The organism is Cystobacter fuscus DSM 2262, assembly GCF_000335475.2.
GTDB classification, from domain to species: Bacteria; Myxococcota; Myxococcia; order Myxococcales; family Myxococcaceae; genus Cystobacter; species Cystobacter fuscus.
On the sequence record NZ_ANAH02000004.1, the window covers coordinates 190,768 to 214,193 of the forward strand.

Here is a 23,426-nt window from a genome sequence, read left to right on the forward strand (position 1 = left end):
CCCCCGAGGTTAGGCGCCCGGGCGCCTGGCGAGCGGAGCTTCTCCGGACGCGCGTGCGCTGGTGGACAGCGCCTGGGCGCGCGAGGCCGGCTGGAGCGACTCGGCCAGCAGGTGCAGCATCCGCAACTGCGAGGCGCTCAGCCCGCGCACGGCCCGCACCAACCGGCGCAACCGCGGCGAGGACGCCCCCAGCCCCAACAGCTCGTCCGAGTCGATTCCCAACTCCAGGCACAGCCGCCGCAGCGCGGGGAGGCTCGGCAAACGCTCACCCCGCTCGATGCGGCCGTACTCCGCGGGCGCCAGCCCCACCCGGCGCGCCACCTGCGCCTGGGTCAGCGCCGCGCGCACCCTCACGGCATGCAACCGCGCACCGAGGGCCCTCTCCAAGGGACGTTCAACTCGAACCGGGAGCCTGGGCATGACGAGACGGCCTCCTCGCGCGGGAGCGGACAGGGCGACGGGAACCCTCCCACCTTACTGACTCGTTACATCCTGTCAATGCGCTCTACCCATTTCCGGAGTTGACCCAACCCTCTCCCCCTTGCGAGGTATGGTGCCGCCCAGGCCGCCCGCGCGCCGACCCGACCCCGGAGGTCATCGCCGCCCCCTCCCCTCCTCCGGGGAGGTCCTCCCTGCACCCCTCTGTGGGGACTTGTAGGCACGAGCCCACCGGACACGGAGTGAACGAGGGGGGGTGTGCAGTGGAGAGCCCCGCACCTATCTTGCGGCGCCTCGCCACGCATCCGGAGGACACCTGCATGCACAATGAGACTCTCGTCGCCTCGACCCACGTGGAGCGGTCTCCCGCCGAGTCGCAGAGCCTCCCACCCCTGTCCGACGGGGTGACGCTCGTGGTCACCCAGGCCTTCGGCCCCGGGGGCGACAACCTGGTGGGGTTCTCCGACGTGCGCTTCAACGGCTACCCGGCCATCACCGTGCTCGTGCGCACGCCCGAGGGACGCGAGGGACTCGTGCACCTGTCCCCCATCCACGGCGACACGCGCCGCCAGGGCTTCACCGACATCGCCCCCGGCACCCGGTGCACCCTCTCGTGCCCCGCCACCCGGCGTCCCCTGGAGCGGCTGGGCGCCGTGGACGATGGCAGCGGCGCCGTCTACCACGCGCTCTACCTCACGCCCCGGCTGTCCAGCGGCCACGCCATCGCCATCTCCGACATCTGGGGCCACTTCAACTCGCGCCTCGTGGACGACGAGGCCGTCATCTCCTTCTGGTCCCAGGAGCACTGACGCCGCGTCAGAAGCCGCCCGGCTCGCGCGGCGGCGGCGGGGACGCCACCGGCTCCGGCTCCGGCATGAGCCGGCTCAGCTCGTCCGCCATCATCCCCAGTTGCATCGCCGTGGCCGACACGTCCGAGCCCATGCGCACGTACGTGTCCACCAGCTCCAGGAGCGTCGCGCACCCCTGGGAGATGTGCGTCGTCTGCTCCGCCTGACGGTCCGCCTCGCTGGAGCTCTTCTCCATCAACTTCTGGTTCTGCAGCACCGTCTCGCGGATGGAGCGCAGCGTGGTGCGCGCCGACTCGAGCACCGGCGTGAAGCGCCCGGCCGTCTCGCGGATGTGCCCCACCGCGTGCAGCGTCTCGGACATCTGCCGCGTCACGCCTCCCACCACCTCGCCGATGCGCTGCGAGCTGCGGCCCGACTCCGCCGCGAGCTTGCCCACCTCGCGCGCCACCACCGCGAAGCCCCGGCCATGCTCGCCCGCGCGCGCCGCCTCGATGCCCGCGTTGAGCGCCAGCATGTTCGTCGCCGCCGCCATCTCCTGGATGGTCTCCACGAAGCCGTTGATGCGGTCCGCGCTCTCCTCCAGCTTCTGCACGCTCAGCGCGCTGCGGCCCACCGCCTGGCCAATGGCCGACAGGCTCGTCTCCATGCCGCTCACCAGCACGTCCACCTCGCCCGTGTAGCGCTGGGCCTCCTCGGCCTGGGTGGCGCTCACGCGCGAGTGGCGGAAGAGCGCCCCGGCCGCGCTCGCCATCTGCTCGCTCGCCGAGGAGATGCGCAACGCCGCGGTGCGCACCAGCGCCGCCTGGTTGGACATCTCCGCCAGCGTGGTGGACAGCATCTGCGCCGAGCCCGCCAGCGTGCGCCCCGTCTGGAACACCTTGCCGCGCGACTCCTCCAGTTCCGCCAGCGCGCGCCGCATGTCGCGCCGCAGGTAGAACTGGCGGATCTGCCCGCGGTGCAGCGCCTCGAGCAGCAGCACCACGCCGAGCGCGCCCGCCAGCAGCGTCAGGTCCAACACGAGCGCGGCGCCAAAGGACATCGACGAGCCCATCGCGTCGAGCAGCAGGTGCCCCGCGGCCAGCAGCGCGTAGTAGCCGTAGCGCCCCGCGCGGCCCACCGGCAGCACCGACGGCCCGGTGAGCACGTTCAAGAGCACCATCACCCCGTGGTAGAGCGAGCCCGCCGTGCCGATGCGGTAGAAGGTCCACTCGTTGCCGATGGCGAAGAGCGCCGTGGCCCAGAAGATGGCGGGCGGCAGCGCCTCGCGGCTGAGCAGCCCGCGCACCGACCACATCACCAGCGGCACCAGCGCCCAGGGCAGGCGCGCCAGGGCCATCACCGACAAGGGCCGCCCACCGCCCAGGCCCGCCCAGGCGTGCAGCACATCGAGGGAAAACAACACGGCCGTCGCCGCCACGGCGATGACCGACAGCTGCTGCAGTCGGGCCGGGCCACGCGTCAGCAGGAAGTCCTCGTAGGTCTCCTGCATCGGTTGAGGGCGGGGGAGGGTGTCCATAGGAGCTGCGCCGGACCGCGTCAGCCGCGCATCCGGAACCCCCACCGTATCAGACGTGGACCGTCTCCCGTCGGTGCCATTCGCTCGCCCGTCCGCCCCCCCCACGGGAAGAGCACCCTCCGGGCCCGAGCCCCCCCTCCGGGTGGCGCTACGGCTCACTCGTGGTGCTGAACCATTCCCGCCCCGAGTCCTCCCGGCCGGACGTCCCCCTGCCCGAGGTCGGATGGGGTCCACGCTCCCAGGCCGCGTCCTCGCTCTCGCCGGGAGGCACCTCCGTCGTCTCCAGGGCCACGTCGAGCAGGGCCACCAGGAGTCCCAACAGACTCACCCCCGCGAACACCAGCTTCATCCTTCGTCGGCGCATCCGCTCGCGGTGCCAGTGCAGCCGCGCCGAGGGAAGCACGATGAGCTTTCCGGGGGGGCGGGAAGACATACGGCCAGTGTAGCCCAGGAAGGTGGGAGCACCGACAGATGGGTCACTCTTTTCCAGTGGGCCGCGCTCCCCATCCGCCGCATCTTGAACACCGTGACGATGAACCTGGACCTCTTTCCCCCTCGGCCCCCCACCACCCGCCCCCTCGAGCGGCTGCTCGAGGTGTCGCGCATCTATCTGGAGCCCGAGGTCGAAGAGCACCCCCGCGGCCAGGACATCCTCGCCCGCTTTCCCGACGCCGAGCGCGTGCCGGTGCGCTCGCACTGGAACATCCCCGGCCTGTACGGCAACGCGGGCAACGTCGAGGCGTGGAACCGCATCAAGGGCAGCACGCTCGTGCTCGGGCTCAAGAAGACGATGCGCTTCGAGGAGAACGGGCGCAGCGCGGACTATCTGCCCCCCTCGGCCGCCAACGGCTGCACCATGGCGTGCGCGTACTGCTACGTGCCCCGGCACAAGGGCTACGCCAACCCCATCACCGTCTTCGTCAACATCGAGCAGATTCAAGCCGCCATCCGCCGCCATGCCGGCAAGCTCGGTCCCAAGCGCGAGCCCAACCCCGTGCACCCGGGCTGGTGGGTCTACGACATCGGGTGCAACAGCGACTGCTCGGCCGACGCCGCCCTGAGCGACAACGTGAAGGACCTGGTGCGGCTGTTCACCACGCTGCCCAACGCCATGGGCTCCTTCGCCACCAAGCTCGTCAACCGCGAGCTGCTCACCTACGCGCCCCGGGGCAAGACGCGCATCCGCTTCAGCCTCATGCCCCACGCCCAGGCGAAGCTACTCGACGTGCGCACCAGCCCCATCGCCGAGCGCATCGCCGCCATCGACGAGTTCGTCGCCGCCGGCTACGAGGTGCACCTGAACTTCTCCCCCGTCGTCATCACCGAGGGCTGGCAGGAGGCCTATGACGCGCTCTTCCAACAGGTGGACGCCGCCCTCGGCGAGCGGGCCCGCGCGCAGCTCGCCTGTGAAGTCATCTTCCTCACCCACAACGAGCGGCTGCACGAGGTGAACCTGGGCTGGCACCCCAAGGCCGAAGAGGTGCTGTGGCGGCCGGACCTGCAGGAGGCCAAGGTGTCGCAGGGGGGCGGCGCCAACGTGCGCTACCGCACCGGACTCAAGGGCGCGCTCGTGCGCGAGTTCCTCGCGCTGCTCGAGCGGCGCCTGCCCTACTGCCGCGTGCGCTACGCCTTCTGAAGCCCGCGCGCGGGGTGCCTCAGTCGCCCTCGGTCCAGGACAGGAGGAACTCACTGGAGAAGGCGCCCACGCGCCGGCCCTCGATGCGCACGCCGCGCGCGCCGGCCTTCTTGAGCAACGCCTCGAGCTGCCCCTCCAGGTACGCGCACGGCAGCACGTCCCGCGAGAAGTTCACCCGGGCGCGCGTGGGCCCCAGCGTCGTCACCGACACGGGGCCCCCCTTGGGGGACATCATCTGGTAGGCCATGGGCAGGTTCTCGAGCACCCGCCGCGGCGTGCCCGAGGCGAGCACGTCCATGGCCCTGCCCGCCGGACTCAGCAGGAACGCCGCCGTGCCCAGGTGCCCCAGCATCCGCAGCGTCTCCTGGCCCTCACAGCCCCGCTCCTCCATCAGCCACGCCGCCCGCCGCACCATCCGCAGGAAGTCCACCGCCGGGTAGGCGAAGAAGTCCACGAAGTCGCGCTCGCCCGTGACCTCCTCCAGACACGCCTCCATCGCCGCCTCGCCCAGGAGCGTCAACATCGCGTCCTGAAGGCTGCGAAAGAACATGCCTCGCAAGGTGTCCTCGGGCCCCAGCCACGTGAGCAGGTGTCCCAGCTCCGCTCCGGCCTGTACCCTGTACGCCTCAGCACCGAGACCGCTCATCGCGTGGACCCTCCCCAGGCCGTCCTCCAGCCAGAACTCATCCTGACTGGTGACGACGAACCCCGCTCAGTCATTGACCGGCAAATCCTGTCACACCTGAAGCTCCGGGTAAAACCGTTCATCCCGATCCATAAGCCTGACACGTATCAACCTCACGCACCGTGCCAGCCGTGCCCCCCACTGGGAGTGAAACAGGACGCCCATGTCGTGCTGACACGATCCTTCAAAATCTGAAAACCAGGAGAGGACCTGGAAGGAGGTGAACCCGTCACCTTGGGAACGGGCCGCCGCCAGGGGTCGTCGAGGACGGGCGAGCAGGCGGGGTGCTCCGGCGCGCACACGGGCCGAGCGCCCCCGGACGACTTCCTCCCGGCGGCGATCATCCCCAGGGTGAGGGGGGGAGAGACCCATGGCGAACTCGGACACGCAGGCGGAGATGACGTACCGGACCCTGGGGCGCACCGGGGAGAGGGTGTCGGCGATCGGCATCGGGGGCTGGCACCTCGGGCTGCCCCGGGTGGACGAGAAGCTGGCGCTGCGCATCGTGCGCACGGCGATCGACCGCGGCATCAACTTCATGGACAACTGCTGGGACTACAACGAGGGCCTGAGCGAGCTGCGCATGGGCAAGGCGCTCCAGGAGGGCTACCGGCGGAAGGTCTTCCTGATGACGAAGATCGACGGCCGCACGAAGAAGGAGGCCGCGCGGCAGCTGGAGCACTCGCTGGAGCGGCTGCAGACGGACTGCATCGACCTGGTGCAGCACCATGAAATCCTGCGCTTCGAGGATCCGGATCGCATCTTCCGCGAGGACGGCGCGCAGGCGGCGCTGCTCGAGGCGAAGCAGGCGGGCAAGCTGCGCTACATCGGCTTCACGGGGCACAAGGATCCACGCATCCACCTGGCCATGCTGGAGCTGGCGCGCGAGCGCGGCTTCACGTTCGACGCGGTGCAGCTGCCGCTCAACCTCATGGACGCGCACTTCCGCAGCTTCGCCAGGCTCGTGGTGCCGGAGCTGGTGAAGGACGGCATCGGCGTGCTCGCGATGAAGACGATGGCCAACGGCGCCATCCTCCGCTCCAAGACGGTGACGCCCATCGAGTGCCTGCACTACGCGCTGAACCTGCCCACCTCCGTGGTCATCACGGGCGTGGACCGCATGGAGATCCTCGAGCAGGCCTTCGAGGCGGTGCGCACCTTCAAGCCCTTGAGCGACGAGGCGTTGCAGGCGCTGCTGGCCAGGACGCGCACGGCGGCGATGCGGGGCGAGTTCGAGCCGTTCAAGACGTCGTCCATCTACGATGGCACGGCGACCAACCCCCAGTGGTTGGGCGAGGAGCCCGAGGAGTTGCAGGCGCAGATGCAGGCGTGAGGTGGCTCCACGGCTCGCCTCATGAAGCAACGGGGCGCGGACTGGGACATGCTCCAAGGAATGAGCAGAGTCCCCGCCCCGCCACGCCTGACCCTGGCCATGAGCTTCGTTCTCCTGTTCGCCGCGTGCGCCACCTCGCGGGTGTCCGTCGTTGAAGGAGGAGCTCGGCAGGGACTCGATACACCCCATGTCCATCAACGTGGGGACGAACCCGCCAGCGAGCCTCGACAGATCCAGCAACCCGTCATCAGGCAGCAGGTGATCCAGGAGTCGCCACAGGCGCGGCTCCTGCCAGTGGGCATGCGTGAGTTGTCCGAGGGTCGCTGGCTGTTGCTCTTCCCTGCTCGCCCGCCCCATGCCGCTCTGGAGTTGCTGAGCCTGGAGGAGGTGCGCCCCTTCCTCACCATTTTCGCGTCACTGGGGCCTCGCCCTCGGCTGCATCTGTTGGAGTGGCCTGGAGCAGACAACATGGGCCAGGGCGTGGCGTCCCCGTGGGAGTCGAAGCTGCGCGAGGAATTCCTCTCCCGTGTCGGCCCACCGCTGCTCCCCCTCCCCGAATCCCTGACGTCCAGCCGCCTCTTCCTCGCCCTCCAACTCTCCACCCGCTACATGGGCGAAGGGATCCGCGAGGCCGCCATCGCACTCTTCAGTTCTCCCGCGTTCGTCCTCAGCGTCTGCCTCTCCATCGCGGTGTACTTCGCCGCATGGTTGGCTCCCGAGCCGTTGTTCTCCAAGGCATTCGCCGCGACCATGACCCTGCGACTCTCCCTGGCAATGGGTCTGGCGGAAGTGGGCCATGTCGCTCTGGCCAGCCTTCGCCTGTACCAGGAAGCACAAGCCGCGTCCTCGCCCCAGCAATTGGAGGCAGCCTCCGCACGCTTCGGCAAGTCCATGGGCGGCACGTCCCTGAGATTGCTGGTGACGGTGGCAACCCTCGGGGTGTCCAGGCTCATTCCCCAGGTGCCCGAGAGCGGAATCTGGCGACAACTGCCCCCAGTGACACCTGAAGGGCTCGTCCTCCTGGAGCAATCCGCAGCCACCGCGCAGGCAGCGTCGAATGGCGCCCTCATCGTCTCCGGTGTGGCCGCGGGCACCGCCACCTACTCCATCCTCAGCGACGCGCCCAAGCCCCCCACGCGCTATGGCAAACCTCACACCCGAGAGAACCCGACCCACAACGAAGCCATCGAACGGGAATTGGCCTCCCGGGAGGCAGCCGGACATACGAGTCTGAGGAAGGATCGCGTTCAGAGAAACGCGGCGGGCAAGCGCGTCTACGATGATGCCCCCGTGGGGGAGGTTCGTTTCCGGAGACCGGATGCCTCCTCGGTGCGGCCGGATGGCGTGCGGCACAACACCAACTATGTCTCCAACCCTCGGGACCTGAAGCGGGAGCTGGAGGCCTTCGACGCCATGAAGCGGGCGGATCCAAAGGCCATTCACGAACTGTATATGCTCGACGGAACGCTGGTGAGCAGGTACGTCCCCGCCGGTATCGGCTTTCCCTAGAAAGAAGACCAGGACGAGGCATGGCACAGAGGGAAGAGGCCACTCAGTGGCGCAACGCGCTCATCAGCGCATTCCATGAGGGCGACGAGGCCCGGGCACGTACCCAGGTGACTCAGTTCGGCGCACGCAAGGCCAGGCCTCGCCTGGAGGCCATGCTGGAGGATCCGGATGCAGCCGTGCGCCAGGCCGCGGCATTCGGCCTCGGTGAGCTGGGCGGAGCCGCCAGCGTCAGACGCCTTGAGCACCAGCTCGCCCTGGAGGAAGCACGGGGAAGCCATGATGGGGACGCCGTCGCGGAGGCCATCACCCAGGCATTGGGGCGCATCCGAGGGGCGAGCGCACGAGCGAGCCTCGCACGCAGGTTGGAACGGCTGGTCGCCACCGACAGGCCAGATCCCGCTGACTTGAACGATGTGGCCTGCGCCCTGTGGCGCAAACGGCATCCGGAGCTGATTCCCATCGTCCGACAAAGCATGGAGAAGCTCGAGATTCCCACGCCCACCGCCCTGCACGGCCTGCTCGTGCTGTTGGAAAAGCCCGCGGAAGAACTCCTTCACTGGGCCGCCGATGGCTCCGTTCCTATCGAGATCAAGGGCGAGGTGCTCACACTTCTCACCGAGGAGCTACCCGAGACACTTGTCTCAACCCTGCCTGCATTCATCTTCTCGGCCGAGCCCCTGATGGACACGGCCGTGAGCCACAAAGGCGCGGCCTCGGCCTACTGCGTGGATTTGTTCTCCCTGCTCCTCATGAATCCGGAGCGTCTCTTTCCCATGATCCCGGAGGCAGCCCTCGACAGGCTGCGTGACATGGCCCGGAAATGGGTCGCGGCGACGTCCTCTCTCAAGTGCTCCCTTCAAGCCGCAGTCCTGCTCAAGCATCTGGGCCGCAAGGAGGATGCGGCGCTCCTCGAAGCGCACCGGCCAGCGGACCCCACCCTGGCCAAGGTCTTCGATGATGCGGCCCGGGCGCTGCGTGGGTGACGACTGATCCAAAGTTCTAGCCCTTCAAGCCCTTGTTTATCCTGATCCTGGCTTTGAGCTTCGCTCTTCTGTTCGCCTCGTGTGCCACATCGCGGGTGTTCGTCGTTCAACAAGGGGCCTAGAAGATTCGGGTGAGATACCGCGCTCAAAAGGGGCAGACCCAGTGAGCCAACAAGGCACCTTGAGTTATCCGGGAGAACCTCAGAGAGACATATGGCCGGGCTACTGGCCGTCCCAACTCGGGGACACCCCCAGATAACCAAGTCCGGATAGGGGACTAACTCCCCCTGACAACCTTCCGCCTCCTTGAGGAGGCTAGCATCCCCCGACAAGCCCACCTTGCGTGAAGGCATTCCCCCCCAAGCCGCCCCCCCGCGAGAGGTGGCCAGATCCCTAGAACTTATACCCTCCGGTTGATACAGAGCTGCGCCCGCCGCCCCTCACGCTCAATGATTTCGGGCACTTGCCCCCATATCAAGTCGGCCTACGTGGTCCAGCGTTGAAGCACAGAGACCACCCAGACCGCCCGCCAAGCCGACTCCACTCCAAACCTGTTAGCACCAACCGTCTGTAGAGAAGTCGTGCTCCCAAGCGTTCGCGTGCCCATATACCATCTTACCCCAAGAATCCTACGCGACAGGGTGATCACTCAAGTAGGTCAAGGTACACAAGAGGCTGAACCAAGAACCCCAGAGGGAGGGCACCCACCCCGTCCGATCCAACCAATCAAATCACGTAATTTCAGGTGATCACAGCAGTAGACCAAAGAACTCAGGAGAACAACCAGATGACCCCAGAAACGAAGCAGTGGCTAATCCAGTGTATGCTCAAAGGCGGAGCGCTGATGCTGTCCGCAATTGCAACCATCTACGAACTCTGTCTCAAAAAGCCGTAACACGGGCCACCATCAGTAGATCAATTCCCCATCCACCGCGTGGGTGAGCCCGGCGGGGCCGTGCGCGTCGAGCCCGGACGCGCGGGCTCCAGCGCCTTGGGGCCATCCGGCCTCGCCATGCGCACCCGTGTCATCGCCTCCACGAGCGACAGCCCGAGCAACAACGCCAGGAACAGCGCCGACACCGGAAACACCACCCGCCGAGCTCCCGGCTGCTCCACCAGGTGCATGAAGAACATCGCCACCAGCGCCGTCTTCGCCAGCGCAATCCCCACCGCCACCGGCAGCGACCAGTGCCCCAGGTGCCCCCGCGTCCCCAACAGCCACGTCGCCACCGTCAGCACCACCAGCACGCCCCACACCCCCACGTAGCCCCAGGCACTCTTCCTTCCGTGCTCCGCCATGGCGCCCTCCCCTCACTCCACCAGGTACAGCAGCGGATAGATGAACAGCCAGAACACATCCACGAGGTGCCAGTACAACCCGCCCACCTCCACCGGCACGTGGTACTCGGCCGTGTACCTCCCCACCAGCGCCCCCCATACCAGCCACCCCAACACGCTCAACCCCACCAACATGTGCACCGCGTGCAGCCCCGTGAGCAGGAAATACAGCGTGAAGAACAGGCTCCCTCCCCGCTCCGGCAGCTCCGCCAGCCGGTAGTACTCCCCGGGCAGCGCTCCCTCCTCCCAGTGCTTCCAGTACTCCCACCCCTTGATGACGAGGAACCCCAACCCCAGTCCCATCGCCACCAGCAGCGCCACCCCCATCCAGAACGCCCTCCCGCTCCGGATGAAGTGCACCGCCAACACCACGCACAGACTGCTCGTCACCAAGAGCAGCGTCTGCACCGTGGCCCACCCCGCCGCCAGGTGGTGGCTCGCCTCGACGAAGACCTCCGGGTAGTAATAGCGATACACCGCGTACCCGACGAACAGGTTCGCGAACAGCAGCACCTCCGAGCCCAGGAAGATCCACATCCCCAGCTGCGCCGCCTGGCTCTGGTTCTCCCGGCTCCCGAAGTACTCCCGCCAGGGCGTCGTCTCAGTAGACATGGGGCGCCTCGGACACGGTGTAGTCGTGGACCTCGCGCTCGAAGCGCGGCGGCTCGCGGAAGTTGTGCGGCCCGGGCGGCGAGGCACTGAACCACTCGTACCCGCGCGAGCCCCAGGGATTCGCCGGGCTCTCCTTCCCGTAGCGCAGCGACCACAACAGGTAGATGCCAATCAACCCGAAGCCAAACGCCAGCAGCGACGCGCCCGCCGTGCTCAGCACGTTCAGCCACTGCATCTCGCTCGGGTATTGGTAGTAGCGCCGCGGCATCCCCATGTTCCCCAACAGGAACTGCGGCAGGAACGTCACGATGAAGCCGAAGATGATGGTGCACGCCGCCACGAACGCCCAGCGCTCGGGGAACAGCCGCCCGAACATCTTCGGCCACCAGTAATGCAGCGCCGCCAGGAAGGCCATCAGCACCGAGCCCACCATGATGTAGTGGAAGTGCGCCACGATGAAGTACGTGTCGTGCCAGTGCACGTCCAGCGACGTGGTCGCCACCGCCACCCCCGTCATCCCTCCGAACGTGAGCAGGAAGATGAAGCCCAGCACGTAGAGCAGCGGCACCTTCAAATCGATGGCGCCCCCGTACATCGTCGCCACCCAGTTGAAGATCTTGATGGCCGTGAAGATGGCCACCAGCATGCTCAACACCCCGAAGATACCCGAGCCGAACGTGGACTGGCCCGACACGAACATGTGGTGCCCCCACGAGAAGAACCCCACGAAGGCAATCCCAAACGTGGACGCGGCGATCATCCGGTAGCCGAAGATGTTCTTGCGGCTGAAGGCACACACCACCTCGGTGATGACGCCCATCGCCGGCAGCACCATGATGTAGACCGCCGGGTGCGAGTAGAACCAGAACATGTGCTGGAAGAGCACCGGATCTCCCCCGCGCGAGGGATCGAAGATGCCCACGCCCGCCACCCGTTCGAGCGCCACCAGCACCAGTACCATCGCGAGCACCGGCGTCGCCACCACCTGGATGACCGACGTGCCGTAGATGGCCCACACGAAGAGCGGAATGCGCGACCAGTGCATCCCCGGCGCCCGCAGCGTGTGCGTGGTGGTGATGAAGTTCAGCCCGGTGATGATGGTGGAGAAGCCGATGATGAACACGCCCAGCAGGATGGGTGTCACCGCCGTGGGCGACGTCGTGCTGTAGGGCGTGTAGAACGTCCACCCCGTGTCCGCCCCGCTCCACACCATGCCGAACAGCGTCAGCGCCGCCCCCGCCGCGTAGATGTACACCGACGCCAGGTTGAGCCTCGGGAAGGCCACCTCCTTCGCCCCCAGCATCAACGGCAGCACGAAGTTGCCGAACGCCGAGGGAATCGCCGGAATCATGAACAGCCACACCATCGTCACCCCGTGCAGGGTGAACACCCGGTTGTAGGTCATCGGGCCCATGATCGTCGGCCCGGGCGTGAGCAATTCAATCCGCAGCAGCATCGCGAACACGCCGCCGAGCAGCAGCGCGAAGAGCACCAGCACCAGGAACATCACCCCAATCCGCTTGTGGTCGCGCGTGAGCAGCCACGAGCGCACCGTCGTCTCGTGGTTGAGATAATCGGGCTCGGCCAGGCTACCTGCCGTCGATGGGTTCATACACGGGCCCTCCCGTCCCGATGCCGTCCCGCCGCGCCCCGCGCAGCGTCCGGATGTACTCGATGAGCGCCGCCACCTCCGCCGCCTCCAGTTGCCCCTGGTACGACGGCATCACCGGCGCGTAGCCCTCCACCTGCTTCTCCTGCGGCTTCATCATCGACTCGGTGAGGTACGCCTCGTCCGCCACCACCGTCCCTCCCCCCTCCAGCCGCTCCTCGCGCCGGTACAGCCCCCACCACGTGGGCCCGATGTGCTGCGTGCCATCCACCGTGTGGCACCTCAAACACCCCTTCTCCGCCGCCACCCGCTCGCCCCGCTCGGCCAGCGTTCCCCGCTCCGCCGTCATCAGCTCCCCATGCGGCGCCTCCGCCGAGTACTCCATCGCCAGGCGCGCCGGGACGAGGGGCTCCTCGCGCTCGGGAGCCCCGGGCGTCGCGTCCCGCAGCGCCACCGGGCCCCCGCTCTGCTCACGCAGCCACGCCGCGTAGTCCTCCGGCGAGAGCGCCACGACCTCGGCCCACATCTCCGAGTGCTTCAGTCCGCAGTACTCCGCGCACATCACCCGGTAGCGGCCCGGCCGCGTCACCTCGAACCACGTCTGGGTATAGGCCCCCGGCAGCGCGTCCTGCTTCACCCGGAACGCCGGCACGTAGAAGGAATGGATGACGTCCCGGCTGGTGAGCAGCAGCCGCACCGGCCGGCCCACCGGCACCCTCAGCACCCCGATGGAGTTGGGGCCCTCGGGATAGGTGAACTTCCACATCCACTGCTTGGCCACCACGTAGACGTCCATCGCCTCGGGCGGCGGCGTCTGCATCCATACGAAGTCGTGGTAGCCGATGAAGAACCACGCGAGGAACACCGAGAGCGGCGAGCCCACGAAGAGCACCTCCCAGAAGAGCGACGTCTGCACCCTGCGCGTGGCCTGCGACTCCGAGCGCCGCCGGTAGCGGATGAGGAAGAGCCCCGCCACCCCGAAGATGAGCGTGGCCATGAACATCGCCGTGCTCAGGATGACGTAGTGCAGGTGGTCCACGTCCCGCGCGAACGTGGACGCCTGCTCCGGAAGGAAGAGCACCTGACGGAAGAACTCGTTCAGCGTCCCCCCGTTGCCCGCGTCCACCACGCCCCCCACGTCCTCGCCCCCCGGCATCATGGGCTGCCTCCATCGCGCCGCGCGCCGCCCACCACGCGCTCGATGCCCCACTCGATGGGCATGCGCACCACCCCCGCGTCCCGATCCACCCAGCCATACCCGTGCAGCCGCTCCTGCTGCGCGTTCGTCTCCTCGTAGGCCCGCGTGTCGAGCGGGAACGGCGCAGTGTCCACCAGGTTGATCTCCGGCTGCTTCAACGCCGGAGGTTCGGATGGGCCCTCGGGATTGAGGTGCCTCTCTCGCCCCTGGAGCTGCTTCCACGTCACCCACACGAAGGCCGTGAAGATGAGCAGCGTCACCAGCAGCACCGCGCCCACCTGCCAGCCCTTCGTCGCGTCCTGAGCGCGCTCGGACGTCTTCCACTCCCGCCGGGACTCGCCGCTCATTCGTCGTACCCCAGGGACTCGAGCAGGTGGGGATCTCCCACCGGCATCGTGGCGTGCCCCCGCAGCCGCCACAGGGTGAAGGCCACCGCCGCGCCTCCCACACCCAGGAACGCCGACACGTCCGCCCAGTGCAGCCGCGGCCCCTCGGGGCTCACCACCGGAATCACCAGCCACCACGTGTCCAGCGCGTGCGCGCACAACAGCCACACCGACAGCCCCGCCAGCGCCCAGCCATGTTGTTTGAAGGGACGTGACAAGAGCACGCAGAAGGGCAGCACGAAACGCGAGCCCACCACCGCGAGCGCCACCGGCTCCCACGCCCCCGTCGCGCGCAGCACGTACCAGGGCACCTCGTGCGGCAGGTCCGCGATCCAGATGAGGAAGAACTGGCTGTAGGCCATGTAGGCCCAGAAGATGCTGAAGGCGAGCAGGAACTTGCCCAGGCTCGCCCGGTGCGAGTCATTGACGAGCTCGCCATACAGCTGCGGCCCCCGCGCCAGCACCGTCGCCAGCGTCAGCATCGCCAGCGCTCCCACGAAGGCCCCGGAGAACCAATACAAGCCATACACCGTGGACACGAAGAGCGGCTCCAGGGACATGAGCCAGTCCAGCGATGCGAACGACATGGCCAGCGCCACCCCGGGCAGAGCCCCCGCCCCCAGCCACCATTGCCATTGCGTGAGCCAGGGCTCGCCCGTCTCGTCCTGCCGGCGCGACCAGCGCAGGAGCAGCTCGCTCACCGTGCCCCACACCGCGAAGTACAGCACCGCGCGCGCCCCCCAGAAGGGCAGGTTGAGCCACGGGCGCTTGTGCTCGAGCTTCTTCAAATCCTCCTCGGACAGCGCGGGCGGTGGACCGAGCCACGGATAGAGCAGGTGCGCCCCGGCGAGCACCGGCACGAAGAGCAGCGCGAAGAGCGGCAGCGAGGCCGCCATCGTCTCCAGCATGCGGCGCAGCACCACCGGCCAACGCGCCCGCGACGCATGCCACGCGCCCAGCAGCACCAGCGAGGCCACCGCCAGTCCCGCCCAGTACGCGAAGGCGAACAGGTACGCGAAGAGCGCGCGCCGGGTGTCCACCGCCCACCCCAGGCCCGTCACCCCGAGCCCCACCCCGCCCACCACCGCCGCCGCCAGCAGGGGCACTCGCCCTCCCGTGAAGCGCTCCATCACCTTCATGGCGCGCCCTCCTGGAGCAGCCGCTCCCGCGCCTCGGGCGGCACGTCCCCGAGCCTCGCCCGCTGGCTCTCGCGCAGCGCCCGCATGTAGGCCACCACCGCCCAGCGCTGCGAGGGCGTCAGCTTCTCCGCGTAGCCCGGCATCAGCCCGTACCCCTCGCTGATGACGGCGTACACGTAGCCATCCGCGTACTCGGGCAGATCCACCAGCGAGGGCGGCTCGCGCAGCCCCATGTTCCTCGCCACCTGGCTCACCCCGTCCCCGAGCACCCCGTGGCAGGCCGCGCAATAAATGTCGTAGGCGCCCTGCCCGCCCTCGACGAACTCCCGCGTGAGCTCGAGCGGGAGTTCCTCCACGTAGCCCGCGTCCGGGGCCTCGCGCCCCGTGAGGAAGCGCCGGGAGACACCCCGCCGACTCCTCGGCACCGTATCCGGCGGCGGCTGGCGCATCGTCCGTCCGTCCGCGAAGAAGGCGTTCTCCCGGAACGGCAGGCCCTTGGGTTGATCCTTCATCCCCGCCCACCCCTGGAAGTCCACCGAGCACCCCCCGAGCACCCCGGCCAGCAAGAGCCCTCCGAGCGCGCGCCTCATGCCTCCTCCTCCACCACCGCCGTGGTGCGCGCCGACAGCTCGCGCAGGTGGCCGAGCAGCACCTCCGTCCGGGCGTGCTCGCGCGTGGTGACGCTCACCCAGAAGCCGCCGGTGGACGCGCTGCGGAAGGACTCCAGCTCGAAGAGCGGGTGGTGGGGCCGGGGAAAGCGGAAGAGCACCATCAGCCCGAAGAAGAGCGTCAGCGAGGCGAAGAGCACCGTCGTCTCGAAGGTGATGGGAATGAAGGCCGGCCAGGAGTGCGGCGGCCGGTTGCCCACGTTGAGGGGCCAGTCCACCGCGTTGGTCCACCACTGCACCCCATAGGCCAGCACCGCCCCCGACAGTCCCGCCATGAGCGCGAGGCCCCGCAGGGGCGAGGGCTTCAACCCGAGCACCTCGTCGAGGCCCTCCACCGGGTAGGGCGAGAAGGCATCCAGCGAGTCCGCCGGGCAGCCGCGCTCGCGCAGCGCCGTGAGCGCCCGCTTCGCCTCCGCCCCCGAGCCGAACTCCCCCACCACCCAGTAGCGCATGGCTCAGGCCCCCTTCTCCGCCGTCAGCTCGTGGTGCAGCTCCTTCACCTCGCTGATGGACACGGGCGGGACGAACTTGAGGAAGAGCAGGAAGAGGAAGCCGAAGAAGCACATGGAGCCGCCCAGGAGCGACAGGTCCACCCACGTGGGCGAGTACGTGTGCCAACTGCCCGGCAGGAAGTCGCGCGAGAGCGAGGGCACGATGATGGTGAAGCGCTCGAGCCACATGCCCGCGTCGACGGCCAGCGAGACGAGCCACACCACCGCGAGGTTGCGGCGCAGCCGGGGAAACCAGAAGACGTGGGGCAGCACCACGTTGGCGAACATCTGGAACCAGAACAGGCCCGCCCACGTCCCCGAGCGCTTGAAGGCGGCGGCGGCCATCTCCTTCTCGTCGCCGCTGTACCAGGCGAAGAAGTTCTCCTGGAGGTAGCCGTAGGACACCATCATCCCCGTGGCCAGCAGCAGCTTGCACAGGATGTCCACGTGCCGCTCGGTGATGACGTGGCCGAGCCCCAGCGCGCCGCGCGTGGGGAGCAGCAGCGTGAGCACCAGCGCGAGCCCGGAGAAGATGGCGCCCGCCACGAAGTAGGGTGGGAAGATGGTGGAGTGCCAGCCGGGCACCTGGGCGATGGCGAAGTCGAAGCTGACGATGGTGTGCACGCTGAGCACCAGCGGCGTGGCCAGCCCCGCGAGCAGCAGGTACGCCGTGCGCCAGTGGTGCCAGTGCCTCGCCGAGCCCGTCCACCCGAGGGACAACAGCCCGTACCAGAACTGCTGGCGCGGCGTGGTCGCCCGGTCGCGCGCCGTCGCGAGGTCCGGCAAGAGGCCCAGGAACCAGAAGAGCACCGACACGGTGAGGTACGTGGTGATGGCCACCACGTCCCACGGCAGCGAGCTCTTGAACTGCGGCCAGAGGCGCATGGTGCTCGGATAGGGGATGAGCCAGTAGGCCACCCAGGGCCGCCCCAGGTGAAGCAAGGGAAAGAGCCCCGCCTGCACCACGGCGAAGAGCGTCATCGCCTCGGCGAAACGGTTCACCGACGCGCGCCACTTCTGCTGGAAGAGCAACAGGATGGCGGAGATGAGCGTGCCCGCGTGGCCAAAGCCAATCCACCACACGAAGTCGATGATGCCGAAAGCCCACGCCACCGGGATGTTGTTGCCCCACGCCCCAATCCCTTGCACCAGCGTCACGGCGATGGCCGCGAGGAACAACGCCGTGCCTCCCCCCGTGAGGCCGAGCAGCATCCACCAGCCCCGTCCCGCCGTGCCCAACGTGGGCCGCAGGAGGGATTCCGTGAGGCGCTCGGGGCTCTGCGTCCCCTCGATGAGCGGCGCGGAGGCGAGCACCTCGCGCGGGGGCGTGGCGGGTGGCTCAGCCATGCTCCAGCTCCGGGTTCGGGTTCGTGATGCGCGCCAGGTAGGCCGTGCGCGGGCGGGTGCCCAGTTCGTGCAGCACCGCGTAGTGCCGCGCGTCCCGGTGCCGCCGCGCCACCTCCGACTCCCGCTCGTGCAGCGAGCCGAAGACGATGGCCTCGGTGGGACACACCTGCGCGCACGCGGACTGGAGCGCCTGGGTGTCGATGGGCTTCTGGACCTTGCGCGCCTCGATGCGAGCCCGTTCAATCCGTTGCACGCAGTACGTGCACTTCTCCATGACGCCCCGCGAGCGCACCGTGACGTCCGGGTTGAGCCCCAGCTTCTCCACCTCCGTCACCTTCGGGCGGTACTCCAGGTAGTTGAAGCGGCGGACCTTGTACGGGCAGTTGTTGGAGCAGTACCGCGTGCCGACGCAGCGGTTGTAGACCATCTGGTTGAGGCCCTCGTCCGAGTGCACCGTGGCGTTCACCGGGCACACGTACTCGCACGGCGCCGCCTCGCAGTGCTGGCACATCATCGGCTGCGGCAGGGCGCGCGGTGCGTTCGGCGAGCCCTCGAAGTAGCGGTCCACCCGCAGCCAGTGCATCTCCCGCCCCCGCGCCACCTGCTCGCGCCCCACCACCGGGATGTTGTTCTCCGCCTGGCACGCCACCACGCACGCCCCGCAGCCGATGCACCGGTTCAGGTCCACCGCCATCGCCCACTGGTAGGGCTCGGTGTACTTGAACGGGTCGTACAGCTTCGCCACGTCCCCCTTGAGGTGCTTCAGGTACTCGGGCTTCTTCTTCTCGAAGGTGCCGAGCGTGTCCTGGAGCGCCACCTCCCGGCCCTCCATGGACCAGTGCTCCTGCACCGTCACGCACCCGCCCTCGCCCTCCCCTGGCTCCACCTCGAGCCCCCCCGTGAACCACGGCGCGTCCACGTGCCGCAGCAGCGAGGCATCCACCCCCAGCACCTCGCGCTCCGGCGTCGGACCCTCGCGGCCCCAGCCCAGCTCCAGCGTCACCGTGTCGTCCGCGTGCCCCGGCAGCACGAACACCGGCGCCTCCAGCTGGCAACCCCGCAGCGTCAGCCGCATCGTGCCTCGCGACGGGAGCTTCAGGCGCTCGGCCGTGGCCGGGCTCACCAGCGCCGCGTTGCCCCACGCCAGCATCGTCAGCGGATCCGGCATCTCCTGCAGCCAGGGGTTGGCGAAGAAGCGCCCGTCCTGGACCTTGTAGCCCGGCACCAGGTTCAGCTCGAGTCCCTCGGACGGCGCGCCCGCGAAGGCCCGCACGCTCGTCTCCACCGCGCCCGCGTCCACCGTCACCCCGAGCGCGGGCCGCGCCGTGTCCGGTACGGTGCCCACCGCCAGCGCCTGATCCCACGCCTCGTCGAAGGCCACGCTCGGCCCTCCCCGCTCCCGCTCCCAGTGGCCCCGCACGAGCTGGTACGCGGTCCGCTCCGCCACTCCCGCGAAGGGGGCGAGCACGTCCAGCTCCGTGAGCCCCTGGAAGAGCGGCTGGATGAGCGGCTGCACGAGGCTCGCCGTGCCATCCACCGCCCGCGCATCGCCCCAGGACTCCAGCACGTGCGCCGCCGGGAGCACCCACGCGCACCGCTTCGCCGTGGCGTCCTGTCGGTACGCCCACGCCACCGCGTTGGGCACCGCCGCGAGCGCCGCCCCCAGCGTCACCCCCACCGGCGCCGTGGACACGGGATCGAACGCCGTCACCACCACCGTGTCCACCCGGCCCGCGAGCGCCGCTTCCGTGAGCGCGCGCGACACCTCCAGCCCACTGGGGCCCGGCTCCACTCCGGGCTCCTGGTAGGTGACGATCCGCCCCGCGCTGCCCAGGCCCTGGTTGAGCAGGTGCGCCAGCGCGTGCACCCGCGGCGGCTGCCTCGGGCCCACCACCACCACCGCGCGCTCTCCCGCCCGCGCCAGGTCCTCCGCCACCGCGCGCACCTCGCGCGCCCGCTCCGGCCAGGGGGCGACGCCCTCCCGGAAGCGCTCGAGTCCCGGCAGCCGTTGAGCCAGCTCCCCCAGCACCGCCACGGCGAAGCGCTCCACCTCCGAGGGCTTCATGCGCAGCCGGTGATCCGCGTTCATCCCCGTCACGCTGAAGTGGCTCTCCGCCACGTACAACCGGCCCATGCTCCCGCGCTCGGGAGTGCGCGAGCGGGCGTACTCCCGCGCCGCGCGCAGGCTCGCCGGCCCCTGCACGAGGAAGTCCGCGTCCAGCGACAACACCACCCGCGCCTCGTCGTGGCGCACGAGCGTCTCCACCGGACGGCCGAAGGCCAGCCGCGCCCCCGCGTACACGCTGTCCCGCGAGAGCGCGTGGTACGTCTCCACGCGCGCCTTGGGGAAGCGCTGGCGGATGCGCTCCACCAGCTCGCGCCGCGTGGGCGAGGCCGAGGGCTCGAGCAGCATCCACAGCCCCTCGCCGCCCACGGCCTCCAGGCGGCGCGCGTGCTCCATCTGCGCATCCTGGTAGGCCTTGAAGGAACTCGGCGCGCCCCGGTGTGTCACCCCCCTCGTGCGCGACGGGTCATAGAGGTCCACGAGCAGCGCCTGAGCATGGGGGTGGGTGGCGCCGAGGCTCGCCGGGTGGTCCGGGTTGCCCTCCAGCTTGGTGGGCCGGCCCTCCCAGCTCGTCACCACGAGGCCCGCGGCGTAGCCCTCGGGGGCCCAGGCGGTGGCGTAGGCGTTGGGCACGCCGGGCGTCACGTCCGGGGGCTGCACGGTGTACGGCATCACCTTCTCCGCCGGCCGCTTGCAGGCCGCCAGCCCCGCGAGCGCCGCCACCGTCCCCGCGAGCTGGAGGAAGCGCCGCCGCTCGAGTCCCTGGGGAGGCTCCGTCGCGCCCGGGGGGAATTCCCGCGAGGCGGCGCTCTCGCGGTGCAACTCCTCCAAGCTGCGCCAGGCGCGGGGCCGGGGCGAGTCCTGGAGGACGGGCAGCGCGTAGCGGTCGATCAGCGATGGCATGTCGTGCAGTCCGTTCGGGGGAGGACGTCGAGGCGGCGCACCAGCTCCTCGGGCGAGGGATCTTCCGGACGGCGCTCCCAGCGCATCGAGGTGAGGGCCGACAGCGGGCGCAGGTGGGGAGCGGGGTCGCGGTGGCACTCCAGACACCAGCCCATGGAGAGCGGGTGGGCCTGGGTGACGGAGGGCATCAAGTCCACGCGGCCGTGGCAGGTGACACAGCCTACGCCCTTGCGCACGTGGATGGAGTGGTTGAAGTAGACGAAGTCTGGCAGGTCATGCACCCGGCGCCAGGGAATGGGGCGGTCGGCGAAGAAGGACTGGCGCACCGGCTCGAGCAGCGGGCTCTGGTTCCAGACCTGCGCGTGACAGTTGAGGCAGGTGGACACCGAGGGGTAGCCGGCGCTCGGAGAGACCTCGACGGTGTTGTGGCAATAACGACAGTCAATGGCCTCGTCGCCCGCGTGGTGGCGGTGATCGAACTGGACCGGCTGCGGCACGGGCTGGCGCATGTTCTGCGCGAGCGGACTCCGGGCGTAGAGCCACAACGAGCCCACCCCGAGCACCGGCGTGGCCAACAGGCCCAGCGCCGCCACTCGGGCCACGGTGTTCGCGCGAGGTGTGAAGATCCAAGCCATAGGTCGAGCCGTGGACCCTAAAGAGACGCAACGGGGGCGACAATCAGGCTCGGGTCGAGGACCGCGCGAATGCGCTGCAAGCGTCTGGAATTGGGCGGCGGGAACAGTGTGGTCCTTCAGGCCCCTGTACCGCCGGCCCATGTGACTGTGAGCTGCGGGTCATTGGGGAGCCGAGGCCACCTCAGCCAGGACCGCGACATCAGTCGATGAAGCGTCTCCACCAGCGACGCAACTCCTCCTCATCGCGCTCGCGGCCCTGGCGACGGAGAAAGCCCCAGGGGAAGGGCTCCCGCCAGGGATCCAGCACGCGCGCGAGTTCGCGGTACGCGGGAAGAGGCTGGCCATGCGCCAGGTCACCCGCTTCGGGCTCTGGCCCCAGGGTCACCAGAACACGCTCACCGTCCAACTCTCGCACGGTGGTGGTGGGCGACTGGAGCTTCGCGCGAAGGCCAGCAGTGCAGCCCAACTCACCAAGCACGGGCGGGCCCACGAAGTTCATCCAGTGGACACCGTCCACCCGAGCGCCCAGGTTGTCGCGAACACCGGCATCGCGAATATCGAAGCCGGGATGACGCAAGATCAGCGGGCGCAGGGTGTCGAGTCGTTCCAGAGAGGAAAACGCGACATCGAGCGCGAGCCCCGCGTGCCCGGAGGCGAAGGGAAGCCGCGAAGCCATGTCGACGGCGAGTTCTCGCACGAAGTCCGCTCCCCGCTCCTCGAGGAACTCCGTTGGAAGAGTGGCGCGGAGAACGCTGACGGAGCCAGGCGGTGTCTCTCTCCACGGAAGGCGAGCGTGGTAGGTGAAGGAGAAGCCGCTGTCCTGCTCACCGTAAATACCGAGATAGGGCTCCGCCCCCGCCTTCTCTGGATGGAAGGCCTCATCCTCATCGTAGTCGTCGAAGTACCTGCGTTCTTTCGGGTTCAGGGTCTCCCGGATGAGTTCCCACCCCCTATCTCCGAGCCTGGACAGCTCCCAATAACAGCAGGTGTATTCGGACAATGCGCTCGGACGATCCTCCACGGCACGCAAGTAGCTGTCGAGGGCATGAGACCCCCCCGCCGCGATGTCGAAGTGATCGTGGGGCACGAAGAAGACGATGCGCACGAGGTCCCGCACGACGAGTCGATCCCATGAATGCTCGACGACGCCGGACCCTGACGCCGACGAGGGGTATGGGATGGGTCCAGGAATTCGGACTCGCGGGTAGCTCATCGACTCTCTCTTCTACGGACCACGCCAAGTATTGCCGCCGACCGAAATGAGCAAATACAGCACCTCTCCATACTCCATTCGAGCCAAGCAGTAGGGCTCGCTCATGCACGAAACGCACTCATGTATCACCGTCCGGCATACTCGGCCCGAGCGGTAGAGGAGGAGCAGGCATGCAGGACAGCTACTACGTCGGGGCATACTGGGGCCCACGAAAGGAAACAGCGCTGGAGTGTGCTCGGCGCGCGGAACTCTTCCTCCACATGCTGGCGCGGAGTGATCCATCGTTCACCCAATGGTACCGAGCGGGCCGAGGCGTCCCCCGAGAGCTGCCGGGCCATCCTGTCCGCGCAGACATAACGGAACTGGAGAAGCTGCTGCTCCAGGGCAGGATCCGCGCGGGCAAGGAGGTCATGGAGGATCTGGGCTTCATGCAGATCATGTGGAACGCGAAGAAGGAGGCCACCGAAATCCACCTTTCTTGCGGTGGCTACTCCCCCTGGGGAGGACCCAACTCGTGCCTGCTCAACCCGACCCGGGAGAGCCCCCTCCGGGAGCGGCTGCTGCGCGCTCCCGTGTTGGCCGAAGTGCTCACCAGCATGGCCACCGCGTGGGACCCGGACTTCGCCATGGTCAGCTCGACCGAGATGGTCCGCCTCGTCCAGAAGCGAAAATGGGAGGTGCGCGTGGGCTGGTTGACGTACCTGTCTCGCCGGCTGGGCAGGCTGCCACCCCTTCCCGCCCCCGTGCGCATCGAGCCGGTGGGAGCCATCGGCTGGCTCCTCCACCTCTCCCCCGAGCCCATGACCTCGAGCAACCCGGAGCACGTGGCCTTCACCTCCCGCGTGCGCGAGCTGCTCGACCGGGCGGGCCTCATCCAGCTTCCGGAGCCCGAGCCCGCCAGCGAGTGACGCGG

Annotated in this window: 22 protein-coding genes; 6 read left to right on the forward strand and 16 right to left on the reverse strand. The window is 68.6% G+C overall.

The window, feature by feature from the left end:
* Window positions 1–9: 9 nt before the first annotated feature.
* Entirely contained in the window at window positions 10–387 is a 378-nt protein-coding gene (locus D187_RS05410; RefSeq protein ID WP_245591616.1) for a helix-turn-helix transcriptional regulator, read from the reverse strand.
* 371 nt (window positions 388–758) lie between these two features.
* Here D187_RS05410 and D187_RS05415 point away from each other — a divergent pair, with 371 nt between their 5' ends.
* Window positions 759–1,247: a hypothetical protein gene (locus D187_RS05415; RefSeq protein WP_002621294.1), complete on the forward strand. Its 489-nt coding sequence runs from the start codon at window positions 759–761 to the stop codon at window positions 1,245–1,247.
* A 7-nt stretch (window positions 1,248–1,254) separates the two neighbouring features.
* Here the strand turns inward: D187_RS05415 and D187_RS56945 are convergent, their stop codons facing one another.
* Both D187_RS56945 and D187_RS05425 read right to left on the reverse strand, forming a co-directional pair.
* On the reverse strand, window positions 1,255–2,763 hold the full coding sequence (locus D187_RS56945) for a methyl-accepting chemotaxis protein (protein ID WP_081713572.1): 1,509 nt from the start codon (window positions 2,761–2,763) through the stop codon (window positions 1,255–1,257).
* Window positions 2,764–2,911: 148 nt separating this feature from the next.
* The gene (locus D187_RS05425) at window positions 2,912–3,196 is read right to left on the reverse strand and encodes a hypothetical protein (RefSeq protein ID WP_155893183.1); all 285 of its coding nucleotides are present in this window, start codon (window positions 3,194–3,196) and stop codon (window positions 2,912–2,914) included.
* A 99-nt stretch (window positions 3,197–3,295) separates the two neighbouring features.
* On the opposite strand from D187_RS05425, the gene D187_RS05430 reads away from it, so the two are divergent.
* On the forward strand, window positions 3,296–4,399 hold the full coding sequence (locus D187_RS05430; protein ID WP_002621298.1) for a spore photoproduct lyase family protein: 1,104 nt from the start codon (window positions 3,296–3,298) through the stop codon (window positions 4,397–4,399).
* Window positions 4,400–4,418: 19 nt separating this feature from the next.
* Here the strand turns inward: D187_RS05430 and D187_RS05435 are convergent, their stop codons facing one another.
* A complete protein-coding gene (locus D187_RS05435; protein ID WP_002621299.1) occupies window positions 4,419–5,045 on the reverse strand; it encodes a TIGR02265 family protein in 627 nt (208 codons plus the stop codon).
* A 409-nt stretch (window positions 5,046–5,454) separates the two neighbouring features.
* Between D187_RS05435 and D187_RS05440 the strand changes: the two genes are divergently transcribed.
* The 3 genes from D187_RS05440 to D187_RS05450 all read left to right on the forward strand — a co-directional run bounded on the left by D187_RS05440 (window position 5,455) and on the right by D187_RS05450 (window position 8,909).
* Entirely contained in the window at window positions 5,455–6,417 is a 963-nt protein-coding gene (locus D187_RS05440; RefSeq protein WP_002621300.1) for an aldo/keto reductase, read from the forward strand.
* Between the two features lie 99 nt (window positions 6,418–6,516).
* On the forward strand, window positions 6,517–7,926 hold the full coding sequence (locus D187_RS05445; RefSeq protein ID WP_002621301.1) for a hypothetical protein: 1,410 nt from the start codon (window positions 6,517–6,519) through the stop codon (window positions 7,924–7,926).
* A 20-nt stretch (window positions 7,927–7,946) separates the two neighbouring features.
* Window positions 7,947–8,909: a HEAT repeat domain-containing protein gene (locus D187_RS05450; protein ID WP_002621302.1), complete on the forward strand. Its 963-nt coding sequence runs from the start codon at window positions 7,947–7,949 to the stop codon at window positions 8,907–8,909.
* Window positions 8,910–9,824: 915 nt separating this feature from the next.
* On the opposite strand, the gene D187_RS05455 is transcribed toward D187_RS05450, so the two are convergent.
* The 12 genes from D187_RS05455 to D187_RS49455 all read right to left on the reverse strand — a co-directional run bounded on the left by D187_RS05455 (window position 9,825) and on the right by D187_RS49455 (window position 22,417).
* The gene (locus D187_RS05455; RefSeq protein WP_002621303.1) at window positions 9,825–10,208 is read right to left on the reverse strand and encodes a cytochrome C oxidase subunit IV family protein; all 384 of its coding nucleotides are present in this window, start codon (window positions 10,206–10,208) and stop codon (window positions 9,825–9,827) included.
* A 12-nt stretch (window positions 10,209–10,220) separates the two neighbouring features.
* On the reverse strand, window positions 10,221–10,859 hold the full coding sequence (locus D187_RS05460; RefSeq protein ID WP_002621304.1) for a cytochrome c oxidase subunit 3 family protein: 639 nt from the start codon (window positions 10,857–10,859) through the stop codon (window positions 10,221–10,223).
* A complete protein-coding gene (locus D187_RS05465; RefSeq protein ID WP_002621305.1) occupies window positions 10,849–12,471 on the reverse strand; it encodes a cbb3-type cytochrome c oxidase subunit I in 1,623 nt (540 codons plus the stop codon). Before D187_RS05465 ends, D187_RS05460 begins: the two co-directional genes overlap by 11 nt.
* Window positions 12,449–13,570 (reverse strand): cytochrome c oxidase subunit II, encoded by a 1,122-nt coding sequence (gene coxB / locus D187_RS05470; protein ID WP_043428727.1) that lies wholly within the window; start codon window positions 13,568–13,570, stop codon window positions 12,449–12,451. The genes D187_RS05465 and coxB overlap by 23 nt, the downstream gene beginning before the upstream one ends.
* Window positions 13,571–13,623: 53 nt before the next feature.
* Complete coding sequence (locus D187_RS05475) at window positions 13,624–14,013, reverse strand: hypothetical protein (RefSeq protein WP_002621307.1); 390 nt, start codon at window positions 14,011–14,013, stop codon at window positions 13,624–13,626.
* Entirely contained in the window at window positions 14,010–15,191 is a 1,182-nt protein-coding gene (locus D187_RS05480; protein WP_002621308.1) for a hypothetical protein, read from the reverse strand. Before D187_RS05480 ends, D187_RS05475 begins: the two co-directional genes overlap by 4 nt.
* Complete coding sequence (locus tag D187_RS05485) at window positions 15,188–15,781, reverse strand: c-type cytochrome (RefSeq protein ID WP_043428497.1); 594 nt, start codon at window positions 15,779–15,781, stop codon at window positions 15,188–15,190. The genes D187_RS05480 and D187_RS05485 overlap by 4 nt, the downstream gene beginning before the upstream one ends.
* On the reverse strand, window positions 15,778–16,311 hold the full coding sequence (locus D187_RS05490; RefSeq protein WP_002621310.1) for a DUF3341 domain-containing protein: 534 nt from the start codon (window positions 16,309–16,311) through the stop codon (window positions 15,778–15,780). The genes D187_RS05485 and D187_RS05490 overlap by 4 nt, the downstream gene beginning before the upstream one ends.
* Before the next feature lie 3 nt (window positions 16,312–16,314).
* Window positions 16,315–17,697 carry an NrfD/PsrC family molybdoenzyme membrane anchor subunit gene (nrfD, locus tag D187_RS05495; protein WP_002621312.1) on the reverse strand — a complete coding sequence of 461 codons (1,383 nt, stop codon included), beginning with the start codon at window positions 17,695–17,697 and terminating at the stop codon, window positions 16,315–16,317.
* On the reverse strand, window positions 17,690–20,665 hold the full coding sequence (locus D187_RS58665) for a TAT-variant-translocated molybdopterin oxidoreductase (protein ID WP_002621313.1): 2,976 nt from the start codon (window positions 20,663–20,665) through the stop codon (window positions 17,690–17,692). The genes nrfD and D187_RS58665 overlap by 8 nt, the downstream gene beginning before the upstream one ends.
* A complete protein-coding gene (locus tag D187_RS05505) occupies window positions 20,653–21,300 on the reverse strand; it encodes a cytochrome c3 family protein (RefSeq protein WP_043428500.1) in 648 nt (215 codons plus the stop codon). The genes D187_RS58665 and D187_RS05505 overlap by 13 nt, the downstream gene beginning before the upstream one ends.
* A gap of 199 nt (window positions 21,301–21,499) precedes the next feature.
* Window positions 21,500–22,417, reverse strand: coding sequence for a type VI immunity family protein (locus tag D187_RS49455; protein ID WP_002621315.1), 918 nt, complete (start codon window positions 22,415–22,417; stop codon window positions 21,500–21,502).
* 266 nt (window positions 22,418–22,683) lie between these two features.
* On the opposite strand from D187_RS49455, the gene D187_RS05515 reads away from it, so the two are divergent.
* On the forward strand, window positions 22,684–23,421 hold the full coding sequence (locus D187_RS05515) for an Imm52 family immunity protein (protein WP_002621316.1): 738 nt from the start codon (window positions 22,684–22,686) through the stop codon (window positions 23,419–23,421).
* The last annotated feature ends 5 nt before the right edge of the window (window positions 23,422–23,426 follow it).

Excerpts from the sequence above, each read along its gene's own strand:
- D187_RS05415 (WP_002621294.1), top strand. The coding sequence starts at position 759 with ATGCACAATGAGACTCTCGTCGCCTCGACCCACGTGGAGCGGTCTCCC.
- D187_RS56945 (WP_081713572.1), bottom strand. The coding sequence starts at position 2,763 with ATGGACACCCTCCCCCGCCCTCAACCGATGCAGGAGACCTACGAGGAC.
- D187_RS05425 (WP_155893183.1), bottom strand. The coding sequence starts at position 3,196 with ATGTCTTCCCGCCCCCCCGGAAAGCTCATCGTGCTTCCCTCGGCGCGG.
- D187_RS05430 (WP_002621298.1), top strand. The coding sequence starts at position 3,296 with ATGAACCTGGACCTCTTTCCCCCTCGGCCCCCCACCACCCGCCCCCTC.
- D187_RS05435 (WP_002621299.1), bottom strand. The coding sequence starts at position 5,045 with ATGAGCGGTCTCGGTGCTGAGGCGTACAGGGTACAGGCCGGAGCGGAG.
- D187_RS05440 (WP_002621300.1), top strand. The coding sequence starts at position 5,455 with ATGGCGAACTCGGACACGCAGGCGGAGATGACGTACCGGACCCTGGGG.
- D187_RS05445 (WP_002621301.1), top strand. The coding sequence starts at position 6,517 with ATGAGCTTCGTTCTCCTGTTCGCCGCGTGCGCCACCTCGCGGGTGTCC.
- D187_RS05450 (WP_002621302.1), top strand. The coding sequence starts at position 7,947 with ATGGCACAGAGGGAAGAGGCCACTCAGTGGCGCAACGCGCTCATCAGC.
- D187_RS05455 (WP_002621303.1), bottom strand. The coding sequence starts at position 10,208 with ATGGCGGAGCACGGAAGGAAGAGTGCCTGGGGCTACGTGGGGGTGTGG.
- D187_RS05460 (WP_002621304.1), bottom strand. The coding sequence starts at position 10,859 with ATGTCTACTGAGACGACGCCCTGGCGGGAGTACTTCGGGAGCCGGGAG.
- D187_RS05465 (WP_002621305.1), bottom strand. The coding sequence starts at position 12,471 with ATGAACCCATCGACGGCAGGTAGCCTGGCCGAGCCCGATTATCTCAAC.
- D187_RS05475 (WP_002621307.1), bottom strand. The coding sequence starts at position 14,013 with ATGAGCGGCGAGTCCCGGCGGGAGTGGAAGACGTCCGAGCGCGCTCAG.
- D187_RS05480 (WP_002621308.1), bottom strand. The coding sequence starts at position 15,191 with ATGAAGGTGATGGAGCGCTTCACGGGAGGGCGAGTGCCCCTGCTGGCG.
- D187_RS05485 (WP_043428497.1), bottom strand. The coding sequence starts at position 15,781 with ATGAGGCGCGCGCTCGGAGGGCTCTTGCTGGCCGGGGTGCTCGGGGGG.
- D187_RS05490 (WP_002621310.1), bottom strand. The coding sequence starts at position 16,311 with ATGCGCTACTGGGTGGTGGGGGAGTTCGGCTCGGGGGCGGAGGCGAAG.
- nrfD (WP_002621312.1), bottom strand. The coding sequence starts at position 17,697 with ATGGCTGAGCCACCCGCCACGCCCCCGCGCGAGGTGCTCGCCTCCGCG.
- D187_RS58665 (WP_002621313.1), bottom strand. The coding sequence starts at position 20,665 with ATGCCATCGCTGATCGACCGCTACGCGCTGCCCGTCCTCCAGGACTCG.
- D187_RS05505 (WP_043428500.1), bottom strand. The coding sequence starts at position 21,300 with ATGGCTTGGATCTTCACACCTCGCGCGAACACCGTGGCCCGAGTGGCG.
- D187_RS05515 (WP_002621316.1), top strand. The coding sequence starts at position 22,684 with ATGCAGGACAGCTACTACGTCGGGGCATACTGGGGCCCACGAAAGGAA.